General features: G+C 47.6%; 18 protein-coding genes. 6 read left to right on the top strand and 12 right to left on the bottom strand.

Going from position 1 to position 19,781, the window contains the following annotated elements; genetic code table 11:
• Positions 1 to 92: 92 nt before the first annotated feature.
• Entirely contained in the window at positions 93 to 749 is a 657-nt protein-coding gene (locus OLMES_RS10060) for an FMN-dependent NADH-azoreductase (RefSeq protein ID WP_087461146.1), read from the top strand.
• A gap of 61 nt (positions 750 to 810) precedes the next feature.
• On the opposite strand, the gene OLMES_RS10055 is transcribed toward OLMES_RS10060, so the two are convergent.
• The 5 genes from OLMES_RS10055 to OLMES_RS10035 all read right to left on the bottom strand — a co-directional run bounded on the left by OLMES_RS10055 (position 811) and on the right by OLMES_RS10035 (position 4,567).
• On the bottom strand, positions 811 to 1,284 hold the full coding sequence (locus tag OLMES_RS10055; protein WP_087461145.1) for a YcxB family protein: 474 nt from the start codon (positions 1,282 to 1,284) through the stop codon (positions 811 to 813).
• Between the two features lie 298 nt (positions 1,285 to 1,582).
• The gene (locus OLMES_RS10050; protein WP_087461144.1) at positions 1,583 to 2,539 is read right to left on the bottom strand and encodes a hypothetical protein; all 957 of its coding nucleotides are present in this window, start codon (positions 2,537 to 2,539) and stop codon (positions 1,583 to 1,585) included.
• A 116-nt stretch (positions 2,540 to 2,655) separates the two neighbouring features.
• The gene (locus OLMES_RS10045; RefSeq protein WP_087461143.1) at positions 2,656 to 3,801 is read right to left on the bottom strand and encodes a sodium:calcium antiporter; all 1,146 of its coding nucleotides are present in this window, start codon (positions 3,799 to 3,801) and stop codon (positions 2,656 to 2,658) included.
• 148 nt (positions 3,802 to 3,949) lie between these two features.
• Positions 3,950 to 4,282 carry a YnfA family protein gene (locus tag OLMES_RS10040; protein WP_087461142.1) on the bottom strand — a complete coding sequence of 111 codons (333 nt, stop codon included), beginning with the start codon at positions 4,280 to 4,282 and terminating at the stop codon, positions 3,950 to 3,952.
• A 66-nt stretch (positions 4,283 to 4,348) separates the two neighbouring features.
• The gene (locus OLMES_RS10035; protein ID WP_087461141.1) at positions 4,349 to 4,567 is read right to left on the bottom strand and encodes a hypothetical protein; all 219 of its coding nucleotides are present in this window, start codon (positions 4,565 to 4,567) and stop codon (positions 4,349 to 4,351) included.
• On the opposite strand from OLMES_RS10035, the gene OLMES_RS10030 reads away from it, so the two are divergent.
• From OLMES_RS10030 to OLMES_RS10020, 3 genes are all read left to right on the top strand, one after another.
• On the top strand, positions 4,566 to 6,830 hold the full coding sequence (locus OLMES_RS10030) for a YgiQ family radical SAM protein (protein ID WP_087461140.1): 2,265 nt from the start codon (positions 4,566 to 4,568) through the stop codon (positions 6,828 to 6,830). The two genes, OLMES_RS10035 and OLMES_RS10030, sit on opposite strands and share 2 nt — an antisense overlap.
• A gap of 81 nt (positions 6,831 to 6,911) precedes the next feature.
• Positions 6,912 to 7,925: an NAD(P)-dependent alcohol dehydrogenase gene (locus OLMES_RS10025; RefSeq protein WP_087461139.1), complete on the top strand. Its 1,014-nt coding sequence runs from the start codon at positions 6,912 to 6,914 to the stop codon at positions 7,923 to 7,925.
• A 28-nt stretch (positions 7,926 to 7,953) separates the two neighbouring features.
• A complete protein-coding gene (locus OLMES_RS10020) occupies positions 7,954 to 8,730 on the top strand; it encodes a DUF748 domain-containing protein (protein WP_087461138.1) in 777 nt (258 codons plus the stop codon).
• Positions 8,731 to 8,963: 233 nt separating this feature from the next.
• Here the strand turns inward: OLMES_RS10020 and OLMES_RS10015 are convergent, their stop codons facing one another.
• Complete coding sequence (locus OLMES_RS10015) at positions 8,964 to 9,851, bottom strand: patatin-like phospholipase family protein (protein ID WP_087461137.1); 888 nt, start codon at positions 9,849 to 9,851, stop codon at positions 8,964 to 8,966.
• A gap of 325 nt (positions 9,852 to 10,176) precedes the next feature.
• On the opposite strand from OLMES_RS10015, the gene OLMES_RS10010 reads away from it, so the two are divergent.
• Positions 10,177 to 10,941 (top strand): oxygen-binding di-iron domain-containing protein, encoded by a 765-nt coding sequence (locus tag OLMES_RS10010; protein WP_198343289.1) that lies wholly within the window; start codon positions 10,177 to 10,179, stop codon positions 10,939 to 10,941.
• A 247-nt stretch (positions 10,942 to 11,188) separates the two neighbouring features.
• On the opposite strand, the gene OLMES_RS10005 is transcribed toward OLMES_RS10010, so the two are convergent.
• The 6 genes from OLMES_RS10005 to OLMES_RS09980 form a co-directional block, all read right to left on the bottom strand.
• On the bottom strand, positions 11,189 to 11,422 hold the full coding sequence (locus OLMES_RS10005) for a DUF2789 domain-containing protein (protein ID WP_087461135.1): 234 nt from the start codon (positions 11,420 to 11,422) through the stop codon (positions 11,189 to 11,191).
• Between the two features lie 33 nt (positions 11,423 to 11,455).
• A complete protein-coding gene (locus OLMES_RS10000; protein ID WP_087461134.1) occupies positions 11,456 to 11,911 on the bottom strand; it encodes a response regulator in 456 nt (151 codons plus the stop codon).
• A 365-nt stretch (positions 11,912 to 12,276) separates the two neighbouring features.
• The gene (locus tag OLMES_RS09995; RefSeq protein ID WP_087461133.1) at positions 12,277 to 13,239 is read right to left on the bottom strand and encodes an alpha/beta hydrolase; all 963 of its coding nucleotides are present in this window, start codon (positions 13,237 to 13,239) and stop codon (positions 12,277 to 12,279) included.
• 115 nt (positions 13,240 to 13,354) lie between these two features.
• The gene (locus OLMES_RS09990) at positions 13,355 to 14,884 is read right to left on the bottom strand and encodes a flavin-containing monooxygenase (RefSeq protein WP_087461132.1); all 1,530 of its coding nucleotides are present in this window, start codon (positions 14,882 to 14,884) and stop codon (positions 13,355 to 13,357) included.
• Positions 14,885 to 14,983: 99 nt separating this feature from the next.
• Positions 14,984 to 15,859 carry a metal-dependent hydrolase gene (locus OLMES_RS09985; RefSeq protein WP_198343288.1) on the bottom strand — a complete coding sequence of 292 codons (876 nt, stop codon included), beginning with the start codon at positions 15,857 to 15,859 and terminating at the stop codon, positions 14,984 to 14,986.
• A 406-nt stretch (positions 15,860 to 16,265) separates the two neighbouring features.
• The gene (locus tag OLMES_RS09980) at positions 16,266 to 18,152 is read right to left on the bottom strand and encodes a metallophosphoesterase family protein (protein ID WP_157678242.1); all 1,887 of its coding nucleotides are present in this window, start codon (positions 18,150 to 18,152) and stop codon (positions 16,266 to 16,268) included.
• Between the two features lie 502 nt (positions 18,153 to 18,654).
• Between OLMES_RS09980 and OLMES_RS09975 the strand changes: the two genes are divergently transcribed.
• Positions 18,655 to 19,659 carry a calcium/sodium antiporter gene (locus OLMES_RS09975; RefSeq protein ID WP_087464423.1) on the top strand — a complete coding sequence of 335 codons (1,005 nt, stop codon included), beginning with the start codon at positions 18,655 to 18,657 and terminating at the stop codon, positions 19,657 to 19,659.
• Positions 19,660 to 19,781 lie beyond the last annotated feature (122 nt).

The raw sequence follows: 19,781 nt of genomic DNA, 5'->3' as shown, positions 1-19,781 counted from the left end.
TTCACTCATAGTTGAATTTTCACCATTTGTCAAAGCATTGTTCATTTCTCATAATTCAACTACTTCAACAGTATCCAGTAGGGAATAAAACGATGAATATACTTCATATCGATTCAAGTGCTCGACTATCACGCTCAATAACCCGCGCTCTGGGAGAAGCATTTACAAGCCAGTGGAAAATTGAACGACCGGAAGATAAAATCATCTATCGTGATATTGGCACCCAACCGCCGGAGTTTATTTCAGAGCCCTGGATCGCCGCTGTTTTTACCCCTGAGGTAAAACGAACCGAAGAACAGAAATTATTGCTGGCACTTTCGGACCAACTTATTGATGAGGTTTCCAGCGCCGATATCATCCTGATGACCAGCCCGATGTATAACTATGGCATGCCGGCAGCCCTGAAGGCATGGTTTGACCAGGTGATCCGCGTGAATAAGACTTTCACGTTTGATTTGAATCGGGGGGATTTCCCTTTGGAGCCCACAATGTCCGGAAAAATACTGGTTCTGCTGACATCATGTGGTGAGTTTGGCTTCGAAACCAACGGGGTGAGAGAATCAATGAACCATTTAGGCCCCCATATCAACACCGTTAGTAAATATCTGGGCGTTGCACAGACCCATGAAGTGCGGATTGAATATCAGGAGTTTAACGATTCAAGGCATCTCAAATCCATTGAGCGGGCATACGCTGCACTTCCTGGGTTAATTTCAGACATCACTGAGCAACTTGCTCTGCCCGCTTGAAAATCGATAAATAATGCGAAACCGCAGACAAAAAACAGCTGTCTGCGGGTACTGCAAAAACTCAGTTTGCTTGTTTACTCAGAAAATTCCGGAATTGATCCAGTTCTTCGAGACTATCGAACGACCTTTTTGTCACGAGATTATAGAGCGCATCTGAATAATACATCAGTATTAAATCCTCATTCTCCCGGTACTTTACGAAATTGCTCCAGGGGATTGAACTTTCACCATACTCACCCACCATAATGACCCGATTTTGGTCCCAGGTAAGTTCATATGGGGTTTGCAAATTGCGTTGCTGCCGATAAATTCGCTTGCACCAAAGCCGCACAATCCAAAAGTAGTAAAGAGCAATACCCACCAGTGCTCCAACCATTGCTTCTAATACGGTACCGGCCTCAATACCCAGCGAATCCGATGCCAGAGCAGACACGACTCCAACAATAAGCACCAAAATCGACATAAAAATTACCGGTTGCCTGGCATGCAAGCGTGTTGCATCAATGTAATCCTGTTCTGACAATTCAACCTTCACAACCGGCTCCGTTAGCTCTACATTACTTTTCGAAACTTTAATTCCGTTTGCACGTATGTAAAATAAAACAGTAGCAAGAGGAAACTACTGTCCTCCTGCTACTCATTTCATTCTAGATTAAATATCCCGACTTAATGCGGTTTTTCACTCTGCTTCATGGGCTTGAATGTTACCCCGGACAATTGAAACCAAAGTTGCTGTCTCCCTTGCCCACTCAAACTACTGCACCACCGCCAATCATTTTCATGAAATCCAGTTGAGGCCGAGCAGGGATTAATTCGCATTCAGAATCAGGAATTCAGAACTGGATTTCTACCGCAGTTAACTCGGAATCCACGGGGAAAAAATAGGGGCTACGTTCGGTGATGTTGATAATATCGGATTCTACTGAGCTATCATACGACTCATAACTTCTGCTCAAATCCGAAATTTGAAATACCGGCGCACCAGAACTTTCACTTACTGACGAGCCGGCATTATTCGTATTGAATACAATGCCGGAAATCTCGACATTATGCGGATTATCAATCACCCAGTTGATAGATTCGTAGGAAACCAGGGTGAGAAAAACGGGGTCGGGTGAATCATCAAGCTCGACAGTTATCTCATTAAATTCCGATTTTGCATCGTAGGAACTCACGTAAGCTACTCGAGTGTTATCTCCTATAAGTGGTGCAATCTCATCCCTTGCAGTTTCGACGGTCAACACAGGGTAGCGTGTAAACGAGGCATTAAAATCAACAAAATAATTGTGATTATGGAATTCGATGCGAACACTGTGCGTACCAACGGATAACGCTAACGGAATAAAAGCCCTGTTATCCTTCCACTTTGCGACTAGTTCATCATCAACGTAAAAAGACACATCAGAGTGATCCATATCGAAGTTTACATTTATAGTTTGAGGCGCACCCGATACATTTAGCTCACCTTCCCAGACTGCATAGAAATTGTTTGGGGAAATCGTGTGCAAAATACTACCTGCCGCACTATTGCGAGTGGAGTAATAAATCGACGATCGTGAAACGACTTTGGTCTCGATTAATTCGGGAACAATATCAGGGTACGATCCGTCTGATCCTACACCAACTCGATCACCATCCTGTTCCTGATAATACTCTGCGGTGAAGGGTCCAGCGGTGAATGAAGCTTGCTTTGAATTATCACTATTGTCAGGGTTGGAAGAGTCTCCCCCACATCCGGTTATCAACAAAACTGATAGCAGACTGGCTTTATTGTAATTGGCAATGCTCACGCTAATTTCACTCCTTGTTGAATTAAGTTTTCATCCTTTCACTGAGCGCAATGTTAGATTAACCGAACCCGAAACGCCACTTGCTACCAGCATTATTTTACTAAAGTCGTATGGGTTTAAATCCAGCCCATGACATCCGCAAACAGAAAGGCGAGCCATCCGGTGTAGATTGCACCGAGAAAATAGGCAGTTTTCACTGTGATGCTTTTTGAGATCAGGAAACAGGACAGTACTGCGACGGTAACGCCGAAAAGCACAATTCGCAGTGCCTGTACACTGGCATTGGTTTCGTCGCCTGCTGATGAAAGCATCACATCTCCGTACAACAGCCCATACAACAACAGGGGCAGGCCCAGGGCAACGGTTATGTCAAACGTATTGGAGCCAAGTGCATTGGCAATTGCATCATCATATTCACCTTTAACAGCGTCTTTTACCGAAAGCACTGTATCCGGCACAGACGTTGCTGCTGCAGCAAAGATCACCGCAGTGAAATAGGCTGGAACACCCAACAAGTCAGCTGAGATAATAACAACTTCTGCCAGGACGTAGCACGCGACACCGATGACCGCGGTGGCACAACTCAGAACAATCCAGGCGGACTGAGTCGTAAAATCTTTGCCGTCAAATATCAAGTTGTTGAAGTCAAACGTAATCAGAGCCTTCAACTTCGAAGGCGCCGGCTCTTCATCATCGTCTTCATCCTCGCTTTCATGGGCCTCCCAGTCACCACCGCTGAACCCACGAGACAGATAGAGGAAGTAAAGGACGTAGATAAACATCATCGCGGCGCCCATCCACCAGGCCATCGTTGTGCCCCCTAAAAACCAGATCAGCGCCCCTTCTGCAACCAACAGAAAGAAGCCATCTCTAACGATGGTGTTTCGGGAAATATTAAAAGACTGTATTTTCTCCCTGACCATTCGCATTTTGCCATCAGGCCCGACCACTTTTTTAAGTGTGCCGCGGTAAGCTACGGCAAATATACACAACATCGGAATAATCACGGAGTTAAATACCGCACTGCCCGCCGTGGTCGCAATACCGGCACTAAAGCCGTCTTGATCCTGGAACAGGAAAAGCAGGAATAAGGCGGTCATCAGTTCGGGTAAACTGCTTCCGATTGCATTGATGGTGGCACCTTTGACACCCGGTTGCATATTTCGACCGAGGTAACTCGCTGAATCATCGAAACTATTGCAGGCATACATGATCACCACAGAGGCAATGATCAACGCCAGCAAGCTAAAAAGTAACGCCATACTGAAATCCCTCTTACTTTCCGAACCATTATTTGAGTTGAAAAAAGTTTAGCAGATCAACCTTCCAAAGCCTGCATAAAGAAACCTCGCTTAAATTGAGTTAAATTGCAAATCAATTTAATTGCACTTCAGATTTAACGAATGGGATTTAGTCCGACCGGGGCGCAAACATGATAATGGCCATCCCCGATACAGCCACAGCTGAACCTACAATATCCCAAGTCGTTGGCCGGATACCATCGACCAGCCAGAGCCACAGAATGGCGACACAGATGTAAACTCCACCATACGCAGCATAAACGCGACCTGAGGCGGTAGGATGCAATGACAGCAACCAGGCAAACAACGCCAGACTCATAGCGGCAGGAACCAAAAGCCAGACACTTCTGTCTTCTTTCAACCAAAGATAAGGCAAGTAACAGCCCAGAATTTCTGCTACCGCGGTTAACACGAACAGTCCGATTGTTTTGAGCTCCGGCACAATACCTCCTCTTTTTCGTTTTCAACTACTCGTTGAGTATGGCAAGCAAGCGACACATTAACATCGTTACGCCACCTGAAATACCCCGGAAACAACCACCCTGCCTTGAGCCAGCGAACTCGTACGCACCAGGTCACAGTTGAAAGGGACACGACGAGCATATTTTGAGCATATTTCACAATCAATATTCGCCGCGCTTTGAATAATCGGGTAAAATGGTCGGGTATTTTGCCGGTTGATCGGCAAGCGTTCTCTTAAAATCACCGAGATGAAGTAATTTTTCATGCAGACAGCAACTCCTTTGCACGCCTATCGTAAATATTGGGCTGAATGTTTTGGCCCGGCTCCATTTCTCCCGATGTCCAGAGCGGAGATGGATCAATTGGGGTGGGATAGCTGTGATGTGATTATCATCAGCGGTGATGCCTATGTTGATCACCCCAGCTTCGGTATGGCGGTAATTGGACGCGTGCTGGAGAATCAGGGTTTCCGGGTGGGTATCATTGCCCAACCCGACTGGCAGTCAAAAGACGATTTCATGGCATTGGGAAAACCCAACCTCTGCTATGCGGTCTCCGCCGGCAACATGGACTCGATGATCAACCGCTACACCGCCGATTTAAAAATTCGCCAGGATGATGCTTACACCCCCAACAACGAAGGTGGAAAGCGTCCTGATCGTGCCGTGCTGGTGTACACCCAACGCTGTAAAGAAGCCTATAAAGATGTGCCCGTTATCGTTGGCGGAATTGAAGCCAGCCTGCGCCGCATAGCACATTATGACTATTGGTCTGACAAAGTTCGTCGTTCGGTACTGGTGGATGCCAAAGCCGACCTGCTACTTTACGGAAATGCTGAACGCGCCGTTATTGATGTGGTGCACCGCCTGGCAAATGGCGAACAGACCAACACAATGACCAATATTCGTGGCACCGCAATTATGCTGTCGCAATTGCCTGACGATTGGGAAGCCAAAGATTCAACACGCATCGACATTCCAGGCCCTATCACAGAGCCTCAGAACCCTTACATGGATACCCAGGCCCTGAACCAGCAATCCGGGGGCAATTGCGCGACAGGAACGCAGGGGAAGGTAGAAGCTGAAGATGCCTCGAATACCCAGGACGCGAATAATCGAGACACACAGATTCTCCGCTTTGTCGCGCCCGAAGGAAGTAACAAAAGTTACGTTCTTTTGCCATCCTTTGAGAAAGTGCGAAACGATAAAATCCTCTATGCACACACCTCCCGTGTCCTGCACCTCGAAACCAATCCAGCGAATGCTCATACCCTGGTACAGAAGCACGGTGATCGTTACGTCTGGCTGAACCCTCCTCCCGTACCGCTTTCGACCGATGAACTGGATAGTGTATTTGAACTCCCCTATCAGCGGGTACCCCATCCAGCCTATGGGGATGCCAAAATCCCGGCTTACGAAATGATTCGTTTTTCGGTAAACATCATGCGCGGCTGTTTTGGCGGCTGTAGCTTTTGCTCGATCACCGAGCATGAAGGCCGTGTAATCCAGAGCCGTTCAGAAGACTCTGTTATCCGTGAGATCGAGAAAATCAGGGATCTGACACCCGGCTTTACAGGCATAATTTCCGATTTGGGTGGTCCGACCGCTAACATGTATCACCTGAATTGCAAAAGTGAAGAAATACATGCGAACTGTCGCCGATTATCCTGTGTCTATCCCGGAATCTGCAAAAACCTGAAAACAGATCATTCGGCGACGACTCAGCTTTACCGTCGAGCCAGACAGATCCCGGGAATCAAACGAATATTCATTGCCTCTGGATTACGTTATGACCTGGCAGTCGAAGATCCGGAATACGTAAAAGAACTGGTGACTCACCACGTTGGCGGATACCTTAAAATTGCTCCCGAGCATTCTGAAGATGGCCCCCTGTCCAAGATGATGAAACCTGGGATGGGCACCTATTATCGCTTCAAAGAACTGTTCGACCACTTCTCGAAAGAGGCGGGCAAAGAACAATATCTGATTCCCTACTTTATTGCCGCCCATCCCGGAACCCGGGATGAAGACATGATGAATCTTGCCATCTGGTTGAAATCGAACGGGTTCCGGGCGGATCAGGTGCAGGCGTTTTATCCCTCACCGATGGCTTCTGCCACAGCAATGTATCACTCCGGGAAAGATCCACTGCACCGGCTCAATTATAAAACCGATGATGTCGCTGTCCCCAAAGGCGCAAGGCAACGTCGCCTGCACAAGGCCTTTTTACGCTACCACGACCCGGACAACTGGCCAATGTTACGGGAAGCACTCAAGAACATGGGAAAAGCGCACTTGATCGGCTATGGCAAGAAGCACCTGATTCCACCGACACAGCCGGCGAATCACCGTAGTGCGAACCAAACCGGCGCTAATGTAGCAGGCGCTAACAGCGCAAGACAACCTCGCAAAGGTCAGGCTTTAACTCAGCACACCGGTTTACCACCGCGCAAACAGAAAGCGACCGGGAAAACCAAACCGCTCGGCAAACCGCGAAAAAATAAATCACAGCGAAGTCGCACGGCTTAATTGTAATCTCCTGTTAATTCGCCATCATACTGTTGTATGATGGCTGCCATTGCATTGCCATGATTAAAAGGACTGATCACAATGACAAACAGGGCTGCCGTTATCCGACACTATGGTTCTGCCGAGTGTTTCGAAATCACGACCCATCTTCCGACCCTCACTCCCATAGACAATCAGGTACTCGTTGAAGTCAAAGCCGCCAGCATCAACCCTCTGGACTGGAAAATACGATCAGGACAGCTGCGTTACATCCACCCCCAACGCTTTCCCTTGGTTCTGGGGCAGGACATCGCTGGAGTTGTAACTGCGGTGGGCAAAAGCGTAAAGCGCCTTAAAATCGGAGATCGAGTGTACGGTATGGTTGACCAATCCCTGAAGCCTTCCTGGAATGGTTTCGCCAAGCCCGGCGCTTATGCATCCCTCGCTTTAAGCCGTGAAGATACCCTGGTCACCATTCCCGATGTCTACAGTTTTGAGCAGGCAGCCGCCACACCACTTGCCGCACTGACAGTGATGCAATCATTGGGCAAACTGCTCAGAGAAAAAAGCGCAGATGGCAAACAAAATCTTAACGTACTGGTAAATGGTGCATCCGGCGGGGTCGGAACCTTCGCGGTTCAAATGGCGAAAGCCTACCAGGCCAAAATTACCGCGATCTGCTCCGAACGACACCACACACTGGTTCAGAGCCTGGGGGCGCAGCAGTGTATCGATTATCATCGAAACGATTTTATGGATGAGGTGATCCGCCAGGGCGCTTACGATATCATTTACGACATTGCGGGCAGCTTCACCTTCAAGCAATGCCGCCCTGTTTTACAGAAACGGGGAACATTTATCGCTAACGTTCCCAACGTATCCAGTCTGATTGGATCCATGTTAACACCCATATATCAAATCTTCGGACAGCACCAGCATCAAACCTGTGCCTGGGTTCACCCTTCTGCAAGTGACTTATCGGTGATCAATGATTTGATTACCGCCGGCCATATAAAACCGGTTATTGGTCAACGATTCGCTCTCGAAGAGATAACCAAGGCACATCAAGCCGGGGAGGCAGGCTCGTACCCCGGGAAACTGATTATCACTGTGTAAGTGGTACACCATCAGGACAATAAACATCATGAAAAAATTTCTCTTTTCTTTTCTAACCGTCGTCATTCTTGGAATGGCCGGACTGTTTTACTTTATCACGCATTCGCTCAGCTCAGTCGTGCAAGAACAGATCAGCATTCAGGGAAGCAAAGCATTGAACACGAATGTCGAGGTCAGTGCAGTTACAATCGATATTAGTGAAGGTAAAGGTGAAATTCACGGCTTCAAAGTTTCTAATCCGAAGGGTTTTTCGGACACGACCGCGCTCGGCTTTCAAACTATCCGCCTTGACATCGGCACTGAAGATTTACTCACGATGCCCATCGTCATTGAGGAGATCTATATTGACTCGCTGGCAACATTGTTTGAATTGAATGCAGCCGGTCAGAATAACCTCAATACGCTCCTCACCGCGGTGAAACAAAATCAGGATAGATCAGAGCCCAGTTCTCAATCACCAGAAGAGGCAGATACACCAGCTGCGGATTCTGGCGACCCCATTCGCATTACAATCAATAAAATTTTGATCAAGGACACGCAACTGGCCTTGGATCTGACAGCAGTGGGCGGTAAGCAATATAACGAAACCCTCGCAACCTTTGAAGTTACCCAAATTGGTGGCAAAAATGGCTTGCCACCAGAACAGCTCGGTAATGCAATCAGTGAAGCGGTATTACAACAACTGACAGCAAAAGCAAAGGCCGAACAAGTTGAGAAAGTAAAACAAAAAGCCATTGAAAAGCTGTCTGAAAAAGCGGGAGAAGGCATGCGCAGTTTGCTCGACAAACTCAATAACGCAGAATAACGGACAAAAAAAACCCGCTCTAGGGCGGGTGAATAAATCTGGAGGATATGAATTCTGAGAGATGCCAACACCGGAGCCAAATCTTGAGCATGAACTCAACCGGGGAGGCCAAGTGTTACCATCTCGCTCTTCACGTTACAATTTGTATCTTTTTTCCGTACAAATTGCAAACAATCAATTGCAAAATAGTGCAAAAAGGGTCTCACTTTCAATTTTTACTCGGGTACTTGAACCTAGAAGGCAGCGATTACTGTTCTTTTCAGCACGCGTTCGGCATCACGTCGACCAAGATCGAAAGCCGCCTGGATTCGGGCTGGGTTAGTATAATCCCAGCAGGAAACCGGTAAACGCTCTGAAGGCTGTAAGTATAATCGCCCTCCTCCCTGTGGTAAGTTTCGGTAACAACGGGTCAATAACACCAGCACATTCGGTGGCGCTCCGAGATCGTACGGTATCACCGGCATGTCTACGCCATGCACAGGTACATTATCAACCAATCCACCATCCAGCGATAAACGATTCCCCCAACGCATTAGCTGCGTAACGGGAGGCGTACAGGATGAAGATAGGATAAGCTCTGCCAGATTCTCGGTACTCGTACAGTTTTTAGCATCCACAAATTCGGACTTGAAACCTAAAAACTTCCCTGCAGATGGATGTACGGGGTGCCTGAGTGACTTCTCCAGTTGATACAGACACATCCCCAACATGATTGCCATACGCGGAGTAAGCCAACGGGGGTGTCGAGCCAGGTGAATTCGATTGGCCGGGCCTAATTTGATTCGCGCCAGTGCGGAGTCATCCAGTACTTCGCGTAACATTTCTCTATACATTTCATCATGGGGAAAAAGACGCTTGCCCTTACGAAACAAATTTTCCCAGCGAATGTTACGTATGTTACTTCCGGTTGCTTTCTTGACGACATCCAGGGTTTGTTCGATTTTACCCGCCAGCGCAACACAGGAAATAGCTGCACCGGCACTCACTGACACAACAGAGTCCAATTTAAGATTCAACGGCTCCGCTGCGACAGACCAGAACCCTGCTTGCCAAAAACAACGATTTCCACCACCTGCAAAAACCACATGTTTGACCTGAGAAAGGTCCAGCACGTCCTTCATGTTAAATTTCCTTCAAATCAACGACTCTCGTGGTGACAAAAGTCTACGCCGTCGAAATATCACGGGCTCCTTCACCAGTCTGATCAATAATATACCAAAGGTATTTTTACATTTTTACGACGCAACGAAAAAGCATCCCCTCAACACCATTTATAACCATGGAGCGGCCTATACTTAAGGGACCAAGCCCCTTGCTAATCCGGCTTTGGTTGACTTGTGTCATCACGTCAATTAGGGATCACAACATAAAATGCGCTCGCCCCGATGGCATAAATTGCCGTTATCCTCCATTTCAGCTGGGGCTGAGTCGTTAAGGAGCATAAAATTGAGTCAAAAAATCGTTAAATTATTTGAGGAAGATGGGCACATCTGCCTTTTTCTGACTGGATTAGTTGAAGGAGAAGGCATACCGAGCAATCAACTGGTTATCGTCAATCACGGAGAAGCGGCGTTGTTTGATCCAGGCGGTGAGTTAACCTATACCCCGTTGTCAATCGAACTCTCGAAACATATTTCCTTGAAGGCACTGCGGTACGTTTTTGCCTCACACCAGGATCCGGATATTATTACCTCTTTGCCCCGGTGGTTAATGCACACTGATTGCAAAGTCGTGACTTCGCGATTATGGGCTCGGTTTCTCCCTCACCTTGTATCAAGCTTTGTTTCTGGAAACATGAACAAAGGTCTCGTCAATAGATTAGTGGAGCTGCCAGATGAAGGGGCTCAGGTAAAGCTGGGCCAGTCACATATTAAAGCCATTCCAGCCCATTTTTTACATTCTGTGGGTAATTTCCATTTCTACGATCCTGTGAGCAAGATCTTATTCTCGGGTGATGTTGGCGCAGCAATGACACCCGGAGAAGACCACGAGCCGGTCACCAATATGCAAGAGCATATTCCTTTAATGGCAGGCTTTCACAAGCGTTATATGGCGTCAAATGTTGCATGTCGAAAGTGGGTAAATACAGTGCGCAAACTGGATATTGAAAAAATCGTTCCGCAACACGGCAAACCGATCTTCGGCAAACCCCATATTGCTCAGTTCCTGGCCTGGTTCGAAGACCTTGAATGCGGTATCGATCTGATGTGATACACTCCGAACTTCGTGTCGCTGATACTCTCATGAATTCCGATTCGACTGTAGGGCAGAATGTTGGCTCCAGAGTGCACGAATACGACTCTCACTGGCATCGGTAACCGGCTGCCCGCCACGAATGCCACTCACGAGAAAAACTCAGCATTGCTATACAAGCCCATTTGACAAGAGTGCTCTTCATCTCTGTGGCTCAAGTGGGTCGCAGCAAGTAGACCAGGAAAGCGAGACTCGAATTAACGAATCAATGCCGCAATTGAGCGTTTAATTCATCCACGATTTCCGCCCAATCGGAATCATCACTCAGCGCTTCTCGCAAAAAATTTGCCTGTGAAGGCGTCCAGAAATCGGCTTCAGATAGACCAATATGGGCGGGAATGGGGGTATGAAACTGAATGAACTGCTGAATCGAGCCAGAGTCCGAACTTAAACCCAACTGCGCAAAAAGCGTATTCATTGTGTGATTTGATGTATCCATAATAACATCCTCATTTTGGGGTTATTGACCCACTCATGGGCGTGATGACTTTTCGGTCGGCGTGCAATTAACATCAATCCAGTAATGGCGCATTAAAATTATATTCTCAATAAACTCTTTAAAATCCAGTGCCTTACGCACGTAACTGTTGGCACCAAACCGGTAACCACTAATCTGGTCAGACAATTCATCCGATGAGGTTAAAATTACAGTTGGAATCAAGGCCGTCGCTTCGTTGGATTTGATCCGTTTAAGCACTTCCAAACCATTCATTTTGGGCATATTGATATCCAGAAAAACGACTTTTGGTGTTTGCGAAACATCCCGCCCAGAAAATGCCCCTGAACCAAATAAATAATCAACCGCCTCCTGTCCATCATGGGCGACAACAACATCATCGGAATCAAGACCCGCACGACGAAATGCAATTCGGGCCAGTTCTTCCTCATCCGGGTTATCCTCTACGAGTAATACTTTTCCACTCTTCACTCAAACATTCCTCAAACCAAAAGAGCCCCCAGGCAACGCTACCTTACCCTTACCCTTAGTAACCAATACTTCAGGAACTTCTAAAAATCCGACCATCAATTCACTCGTCAAGTGGAACTTTCATGGCGATACAACAAGTATAGTTCAGTACACCATGAACAATTGATCATTTTTTCACCATACATTATAGAACAATTTACATACTTCGATATCAGAACCAAAAAAGCCCCTGATAAACAGGGGCTTGGGGTCCATTGCAGAATTAGGGACTTCCGGTGCACCAAATACCGTACTTCCTGCAATGAGAGTGCTCGTTTCTGCGTCGAATTGAAGCCAATACGACGCCAGCAATAACGCTTTTGTTCTTAACCTTGAGAATTCGCCATGAATGGAACCAGCTTCGGTTCAATGATTCGTGGCCGGTTACTAACGGTTAGTCCTTGCTCTTGCAAAAACTTCACTATGCGCCGAATATCACGCCGCGCTTCAGGCAAAAATGGCGTAAAAATAGGCCAGACATGAAACATCCCTTTGCGTGAGATCAATTTCACTTCACAGCCCGCTTCCCGTGCACGACGCGCAACCAGATGGGCATCATCCCGTAGACATTCTTCTTCATCTACTGTGATAAAGAGTGGCGGCATTCCGGTGAAATCGGCCAGTGCCGGAGACGCATAAGGATGCATACGATCCATCCCCGGCAACAACGCCTCCGCCGCATAATGAATCAGGCTGGCAGACAAGAGAGCATCGGTCGCATGATTGCCTTCAATACTCTCTGCCACACCACGCGCATCCGCCGCAGGAGACAAGGTGACTGCGGCCTTCGGTAACGGTAGACCCATATCGCGCAATTTCATCAGCAAAGCCAGGGTAATGCCGCCACCAGCGGAGTCACCTGCAACCACCAAGCGTGAGGGATTAGTCCCTTTATCCAATAACCATTGATAAGCCGAGACAATGTCTTCAAGCCCTGCCGGATATGGATGTTCAGGGGCCAAGCGATAAGACGGCAAATAGACTGACGCATTCAATTGAGAGGCTAGCTGTCCAGCCAGATTATGGTAAGTCCGAGTGACCCCCGCAACAAAACCACCACCGTGGATGTACAGCACTGTGTTTTCAGCATCACGCACACTGACGCGCTCACCTTTCAAGCCGCCAATGGATAAGTGCTTCAAACGCACACCGTAGGGCAGAATTGTGGGTACAGGGGTATGATTAAAGACCCGACGCAAGTGACGGGTTAAACTCTCAACGGAATCGTAATCCCGCTTTACAACCATTCGACAACCTAATTGTGTTAATCGTGCAGATACGCTTGCCACGATAATTCCTCCAATTGATTATTCGTCTCCGGGACGCTCCCTTATGGCCACTGAGACACAACGCTAGTTTTTATTTGCGCGCCTGGTACACCAGGCGTGTATATTCGAATATTGATCAGGCTGACGCCAAAGACGCTTGTGCTACGGTCTCTTTCTGTGTACCGCTTTCAACCTCTGCATCACAGTACTCAACATCATAACATGCCAAATCGAACTCCCGGGTACGACGCCAGAAACGGAACGTATAGTCCGGCCAGATTGTGAAGTTCTTACCCGTATCCGCCAGGTACCAGCTGTTGCAGCCGGAGGTCCATACCGTACCGTCCATTTTTGCCTGAATTTCACGGTTGAAATCATTCTGAACCGACTCTTGCAAATCGATACTCTTCACCTGCAAATGATCCATTTTTTGGATCAACTGCATCAAATACGTAATCTGGGCTTCGATCATGAATACCAGTGAAGTGTGCCCAATACCGGTATTAGTACCCGCCAGTGTGTAGAAGTTCGGGAAACCGGACATTGATGTGCCAAGGTAGCTCTCGAAACCATTCTTCTGCCAGACCTCATTGAGATTTCGGCCACCTCGACCCACAACATCGATCCCCATCATCGGCTCACTGACCTTGAAGCCAGTACCATAAATAATCGCGTCGACATTAACCTCTTCACCAGAATTGGTCTTAATCCCTTTTGCAGTAACTTCTGCAATACCATCGGTAACAACATTTACATGGTCTTTATCCAATGCCTGGAAATAATTGTTGGACAACAGAAGGCGTTTACATCCAATTTTGTAGTCTGGAGTGACTTTGGCTCGGGTTTCAGGGTCTCGAATACTCTTGCGGATATAGGCCTTGCTCAACGCTTCACCGAACGATCCTAATTTGGAGTCAGAGTGCAGAAACAGCGGCAGCATGACTTCCTGGGTCCAGTAAATCATAGCGCGATTTGCCTGACGTACGAATGGCATATGTCGGTACAGTTTTTTGGACAGACCAGAGATTTCCCAATCAGGCTTCGGAATAACCCACGGTGGCGTACGTTGAAACAATGTCATTTCACCCGCTACTTTAGCCACCTCCGGCACAAACTGAATTGCACTGGCGCCAGTTCCGATAACCGCGACCTTTTTGCCTTTCAGATCATAATCGTGATCCCAATCGGCTGAGTGGAACGTTTTTCCTTTGAACTTGTTCAAGCCCTTAACATTGGGATAGGCGGCATTACTAAGCGGCCCGACAGCAGACACTACGATTTGTGCGGTATAGGTTGTCTCGCCAGTATCAACAGTCCAGATCCCATTGGCTTCATCGTACCGTGCACTTTTCATCGCCGCATTAAACTGGATATGGGGATACAAACCGTATTTTTGCGTGGTATCCCGGAGATACTGACCAATTTCACTCCAGCTTGCATACCGACGGGACCAGTCCGGGTTTTGCTCGAACGAGAATGAATACAAGTGAGACGGAACGTCACATGCACAGCCAGGGTAGTGGTTATCACGCCAGGTTCCACCAACCTCACTGGCGCGCTCCAGTATCAGGAAATCATCGTAGCCTGCTTCCTTGAGCTTGATTCCCATACCCAGACCTGCGAATCCGGTTCCAACAATAATCACTTTATAATCAGTTTTTGACATACCTAACCTCAATATTTACGACTTTCTTCAGGCACAAGTATCCCCCGACCGGATCCAATGGCAGAGGAATAGACTTGGCAGGAAATAACAGACCCGGAATTAATGTGCCTTTTTCAGGTATTTGGGATCCGCAGATTTAAGAATTTGGTCTTTCCACTTTTCGATCAGACCACTGTTGTCGTGATCCCAGGGGTGGAAACCAGGTTTGAAGTACGTGAACCAGATAGGAATCAAACGTGTGACATATCCTTTGAACCCATAGAGTTTACGGGCTCCAAAGAACATATCTTTGAAATTAAACAGATTGCCACTCGCCTTAAGCATTCGGAAATGATAGTAGTTTGAAACAATCGCCAGTCCGGCTGTTGCAACCAGCATGTAAAAACAGCGATGGGCATAATTACCACCAACATGGTAGTAGAGATCGTAAGTAACCCCTTTGTGTTCTGTTTCTTCGATCGCATGCCACATCCAGACGTTTCGCATGTGTTCGTGCATGTTGTCTCTATGATCGGCCGACTCTTCTTCAAGAATCAAATCCGCCATCATTGCGGTAATGTGTTCCAGGGCCGTTGTAATCGCCAGCTGGTCTTTCTTGGGCAATACCTTTTTGCCAAACCCGAGAAGCGACTTAACCAATTTCTCCAGCTCTGCAGCGGGTAAACCTTTCTCGTCCAGAAAACTGTTCAAAGACACATGCTCAAGGGAGTGCATGGCTTCCTGGCCAATAAAACCGGAAATTTCTTTCTGAATGTCTTTATCTGTAACCTGATCTCGGTAGGCTCGGACAGAATCAACAAAGAATTGCTCCCCTTCCGGGAACAGGATAGACAGGGACTCCATCCAGGTCGTCAAAAACGCGTTATCATACAACCAATTACGTGGTAATTTATCCTGTTCAAATTTAAACCCCATGCGTTGAGGTTTAATCGTCACGTTCTCTGGTGTACGCCATGTTGTTGCTTGTGCAGTCATATTCATTCCCCTGCTGAAAGTCAATCGAGTGCCTGCGGCTGTGGGACAACGACTTCCTAACTTGGCTGGTCTTTATAATCGAACACGCTCTGGCGAACAAACCATCAATTCTAGTAACTGATGTAAAGACTGGCCTCAAACAATCCCAACTTCTCAGACTCTACTGCCTACTGGCTTCATCAATCGTTTTAGGTTCACAGCTGTATTTAACTAACCCAAAACAATGTTACATCATATGATGGCGCATAAACAACTGTATGACCGCATTAAAAGCGTGCAATTTGTGAGGAAACTCCTATTTTTGGGGCATTTGGGACTTGAAATTTGAATCAAACCATGTTTCAAGCCACTTTTACAATGATTTGCATTATTTTAGTGCGGACGAATTGACAATAACCGCACCCCACTAATCAAACTCAATCACCTCACCATCGTTGAGCAATAATTGAGCCGTCACTTCTGCCCCTTCATGACCCAGACGTAAACGGCCGAGGCAACTTTGGTTGACCACTTCTCGAGGATTCGCCTCTCGAGTTTGATGCGCTCTAATCGTCATTCGGCGACGACGTGTGAACCAGTTTAAAGGTGAACGGGGACCATAAAGCGCACGATTTAAGTGAATAAAGAATTGAAGCAGCTTGTCCGGGAACTCATTTTTGATCCCGCTCGATGTGATTTGAGAAATTTTCGGGCCTCGCTGTTGCCTGCGCAAACGCACACTATAAAAGAAAGAATAATGGACATCACCGGACAGGATTAAAAAATGTTGGGGCGTTTTGGGGTGTCGAAAAATATTCAACATAACATTGGCCGCGCCCGGGTGCGCCATCCAATTTTCTGCATCTACCATCAATGCCTGGCCAAATAACACGAATATTTTCTGGATCGCCTCAATAAATTTGACGCCGTAGACCGGTGCTGCAGAAACCATAATCACGGTTTCATGATTAATAAGCTCTTGTTGCAAATCTGAAAGCGTTTCCCAGTCCATCAACCCTGAAGGTCGATTTTCACTTCGCTCAGAACGCCATCGATGGGTGCGCGTGTCGAGCACCAATATTTTCGGAGTGACCGCGATTTGATAGTGCCAATCAGACCAATCTAACAGTTTATTGATAAACTCATCATGCTCGGGTTTAGCGAGCACGCCATCGGGCTGGTGACTCGACATCAATAACTGCAAACCCGGCATTAAATTTTTAAACCGGTCGGGATCATTCCCCCACCCCTGAAAAATAAGATACCCCACCAAAGCGTTACCGATGATTCTTCTCGAAAAGGGGTGTTGGTACGCCGTTTCCTCCCAGCCACGCGTCAGATTCCAATCATCCGTCACATCATGATCATCAAAAATCATATAGACGGGAATATGGGCTAACGCACGGTGAACCGCCTTCAGGTTTGCTTGAAAATCCTGGATGGGTTGTTTTTCCGCAGCAAATACTGCTCGATAAGCCTGCGCTATTCCGGTATCGCTCAGCTTCAGCTTCGACCACAGCGCCGGTGACCACACCAGGAGATACATCGCAATCACCTCCGAAAGTGAAATCAGGTGATTCTTTGCAGACGCAGACGTAAAAATCGGTTTTCGGGCACCTTTGAACAAGCGCTGGACTACAGCTTCAGATGCTTCGTTACGGGGCAGCAATTGCTCCCGCTCATAATAGCAATTCGAATGTCGATAAAGCTCAGCAGCACTATTTACTGTCGCACCGTGCCAACGCTCGTCAGGCAATCCCAGAAGCGCGATGACCTCATGGATTGCAGCCAGCATGGGCCCAGCAACATCATCGGCATAGATCTGATCACCACTCATCAACAACAAATCCGGTCGATCCCGAATCTCGAGAACATCGCCATCAACGTCGCGCTGCAGGCTATTGGCAAGTAGATCATCAAGCAACGGCAATGCATCTTTACCGGGAAAATGAGGCTTACGGCAAGAGCCGTGAACCACATCTGAAAGCGTGGAATTAAGACAGAAATTGAGTCGGGTCATGCCCTCATAGCACAGATCCGGGCACAACTGCGTCACAGAAACCCAATTCGCCCCAGTGCCCCCCGCCCCAGCGTCCTTTCCCGATTGAAACTCAAAATCGTATTCAAGCAACACCCCCGTTGGTATCGGATCAGAAAGTCGGATCTGAATCAGATAGGCGAAAGCCTGACGCCCCAGTTGCAACGCCCCCGTTTCTTGATCGGACAATATTTTCTGCAGCAAAGTGCGGTTATTCTGAAACAAAGTGAAGCGGATGGAAGCGGGCTGCCGAATGACCAAAAAACAGCTGAACATGTCAGTGGTGATCCGCCTCAAAATGGGGCCCGCAATCAAAAACGGAAGGGACGACTCGGTAATCACGTTAACTTTTCACTCCTGTTGCCACAATCAAGCTTAACCCATTGTTAAAACCGGGTTCCTGGACACCACAGTTTTTAAAGACACCATTTCATAGTAACAGTGCGATCCAGACGGCTTAAGCCTACCTGCATTAATTTTTCGTTAGCCTTGATATTAAACCGATAGCGATTATAGCTTTTCCTCATTAACCTCTTTATACTGGCTACCGACTTTAGGGGAGTAGTCTCTCATATCAAAATGAGATGATCATCAACAGTCTCCGGGCCGATGGCCTGTGGTGATCATGTCCTCCGGGATTGACAAGACCTAAGGCACATACACTCGTCCGAGGTGGGGGGTGGTTGTGTCTTAGTGAATGTTAATTGCCCACCTCGTTCACCGCACATCCATAACGCTTACATCACCGGATGCTTCGGTTTTAAAAAATGAGGTCACTATGCTAATTGCATCTCTAGCCATTCTAGTTGGATTTTTGTTGCTAATCTGGAGCGCAGACCGTTTTGTTGACGGCGCAGCAGCCACAGCAAAACATTTGGGCATGCCCAGCTTGCTCATCGGTATAGTCATTGTCGGATTTGGCACCTCTGCGCCCGAGATGGTCGTCTCGGCAATGGCCGCGTTAGATGGAAACCCTGAACTGGCACTGGGTAATGCACTCGGTTCGAATATCGTCAACACCGGTTTGATTCTCGGTATAACCGCTTTACTCATTCCCCTGACCGTACATTCTGGAATTGTACGCAAAGAACTCCCGATGCTGTTGGGCATCAGTCTTCTTCTCGGTTTATTTCTACTGGATAATAATATCCAACGCTGGGAAGCAATTATTCTGCTTACCGGCTTCTTCAGTGTCATCGGCTGGTCCATTTTCAGCGCAATGCGAGCCCCCGCACCATCTGTGGAGGATGACCACCTGCAAACCGAGGTAGACGAAGTACTCGAAGAAAACACGATGACACTCAAGCAGGGCGTTCTATGGTTAATTGTCGGACTCGCGTTACTGGTCGTAAGCTCTCGGATGCTGGTGTTTGGTGCCGTAACGATTGCAGAGGGGCTCGGTGTGAGCAGCCTGATTATCGGGTTAACCATCGTCGCGCTCGGTACATCACTACCGGAGTTAGCGGCTTCAATTGCCGCAGCGCGAAAGGGTGAGCACGATATTGCAATTGGTAATGTGGTGGGCTCAAACATGTTTAATATTCTGGCTGTGGTGGGCATTGCCGCTGTAATATCCCCCTTGCACCCTGTTCCGAGCGAGGTTTTGACTCGAGACTGGCCGGTTATGATGGGACTGACCCTGTCATTACTGGCCATGGCATACGGTTTCAAACGCGAGGGCCGAATTAATCGTGTTGAAGCCAGCTTGTTACTGATCGCGTTTACCGCATACAGCAGTTATTTGGTCTACTCTGCCACCCAGTCCGTGCCATTAATATCCTGATGCCTGAAGGTTAATACAGCTGGAACATCATATAGCCCTGCTCTGCCAGGGCTATCAGCCCCCCCTTACACTGCTCCGGACTCCCCATTTTTAGACTTTTAAATCACCAAACTCATCTATAG

The sequence above is a fragment of the Oleiphilus messinensis genome (assembly GCF_002162375.1).
Classification (GTDB): Bacteria; Pseudomonadota; Gammaproteobacteria; order Pseudomonadales; family Oleiphilaceae; genus Oleiphilus; species Oleiphilus messinensis.
Note: the sequence above shows the minus strand (reverse complement) of the source record. Positions and strands in the feature narration are given on the sequence as shown.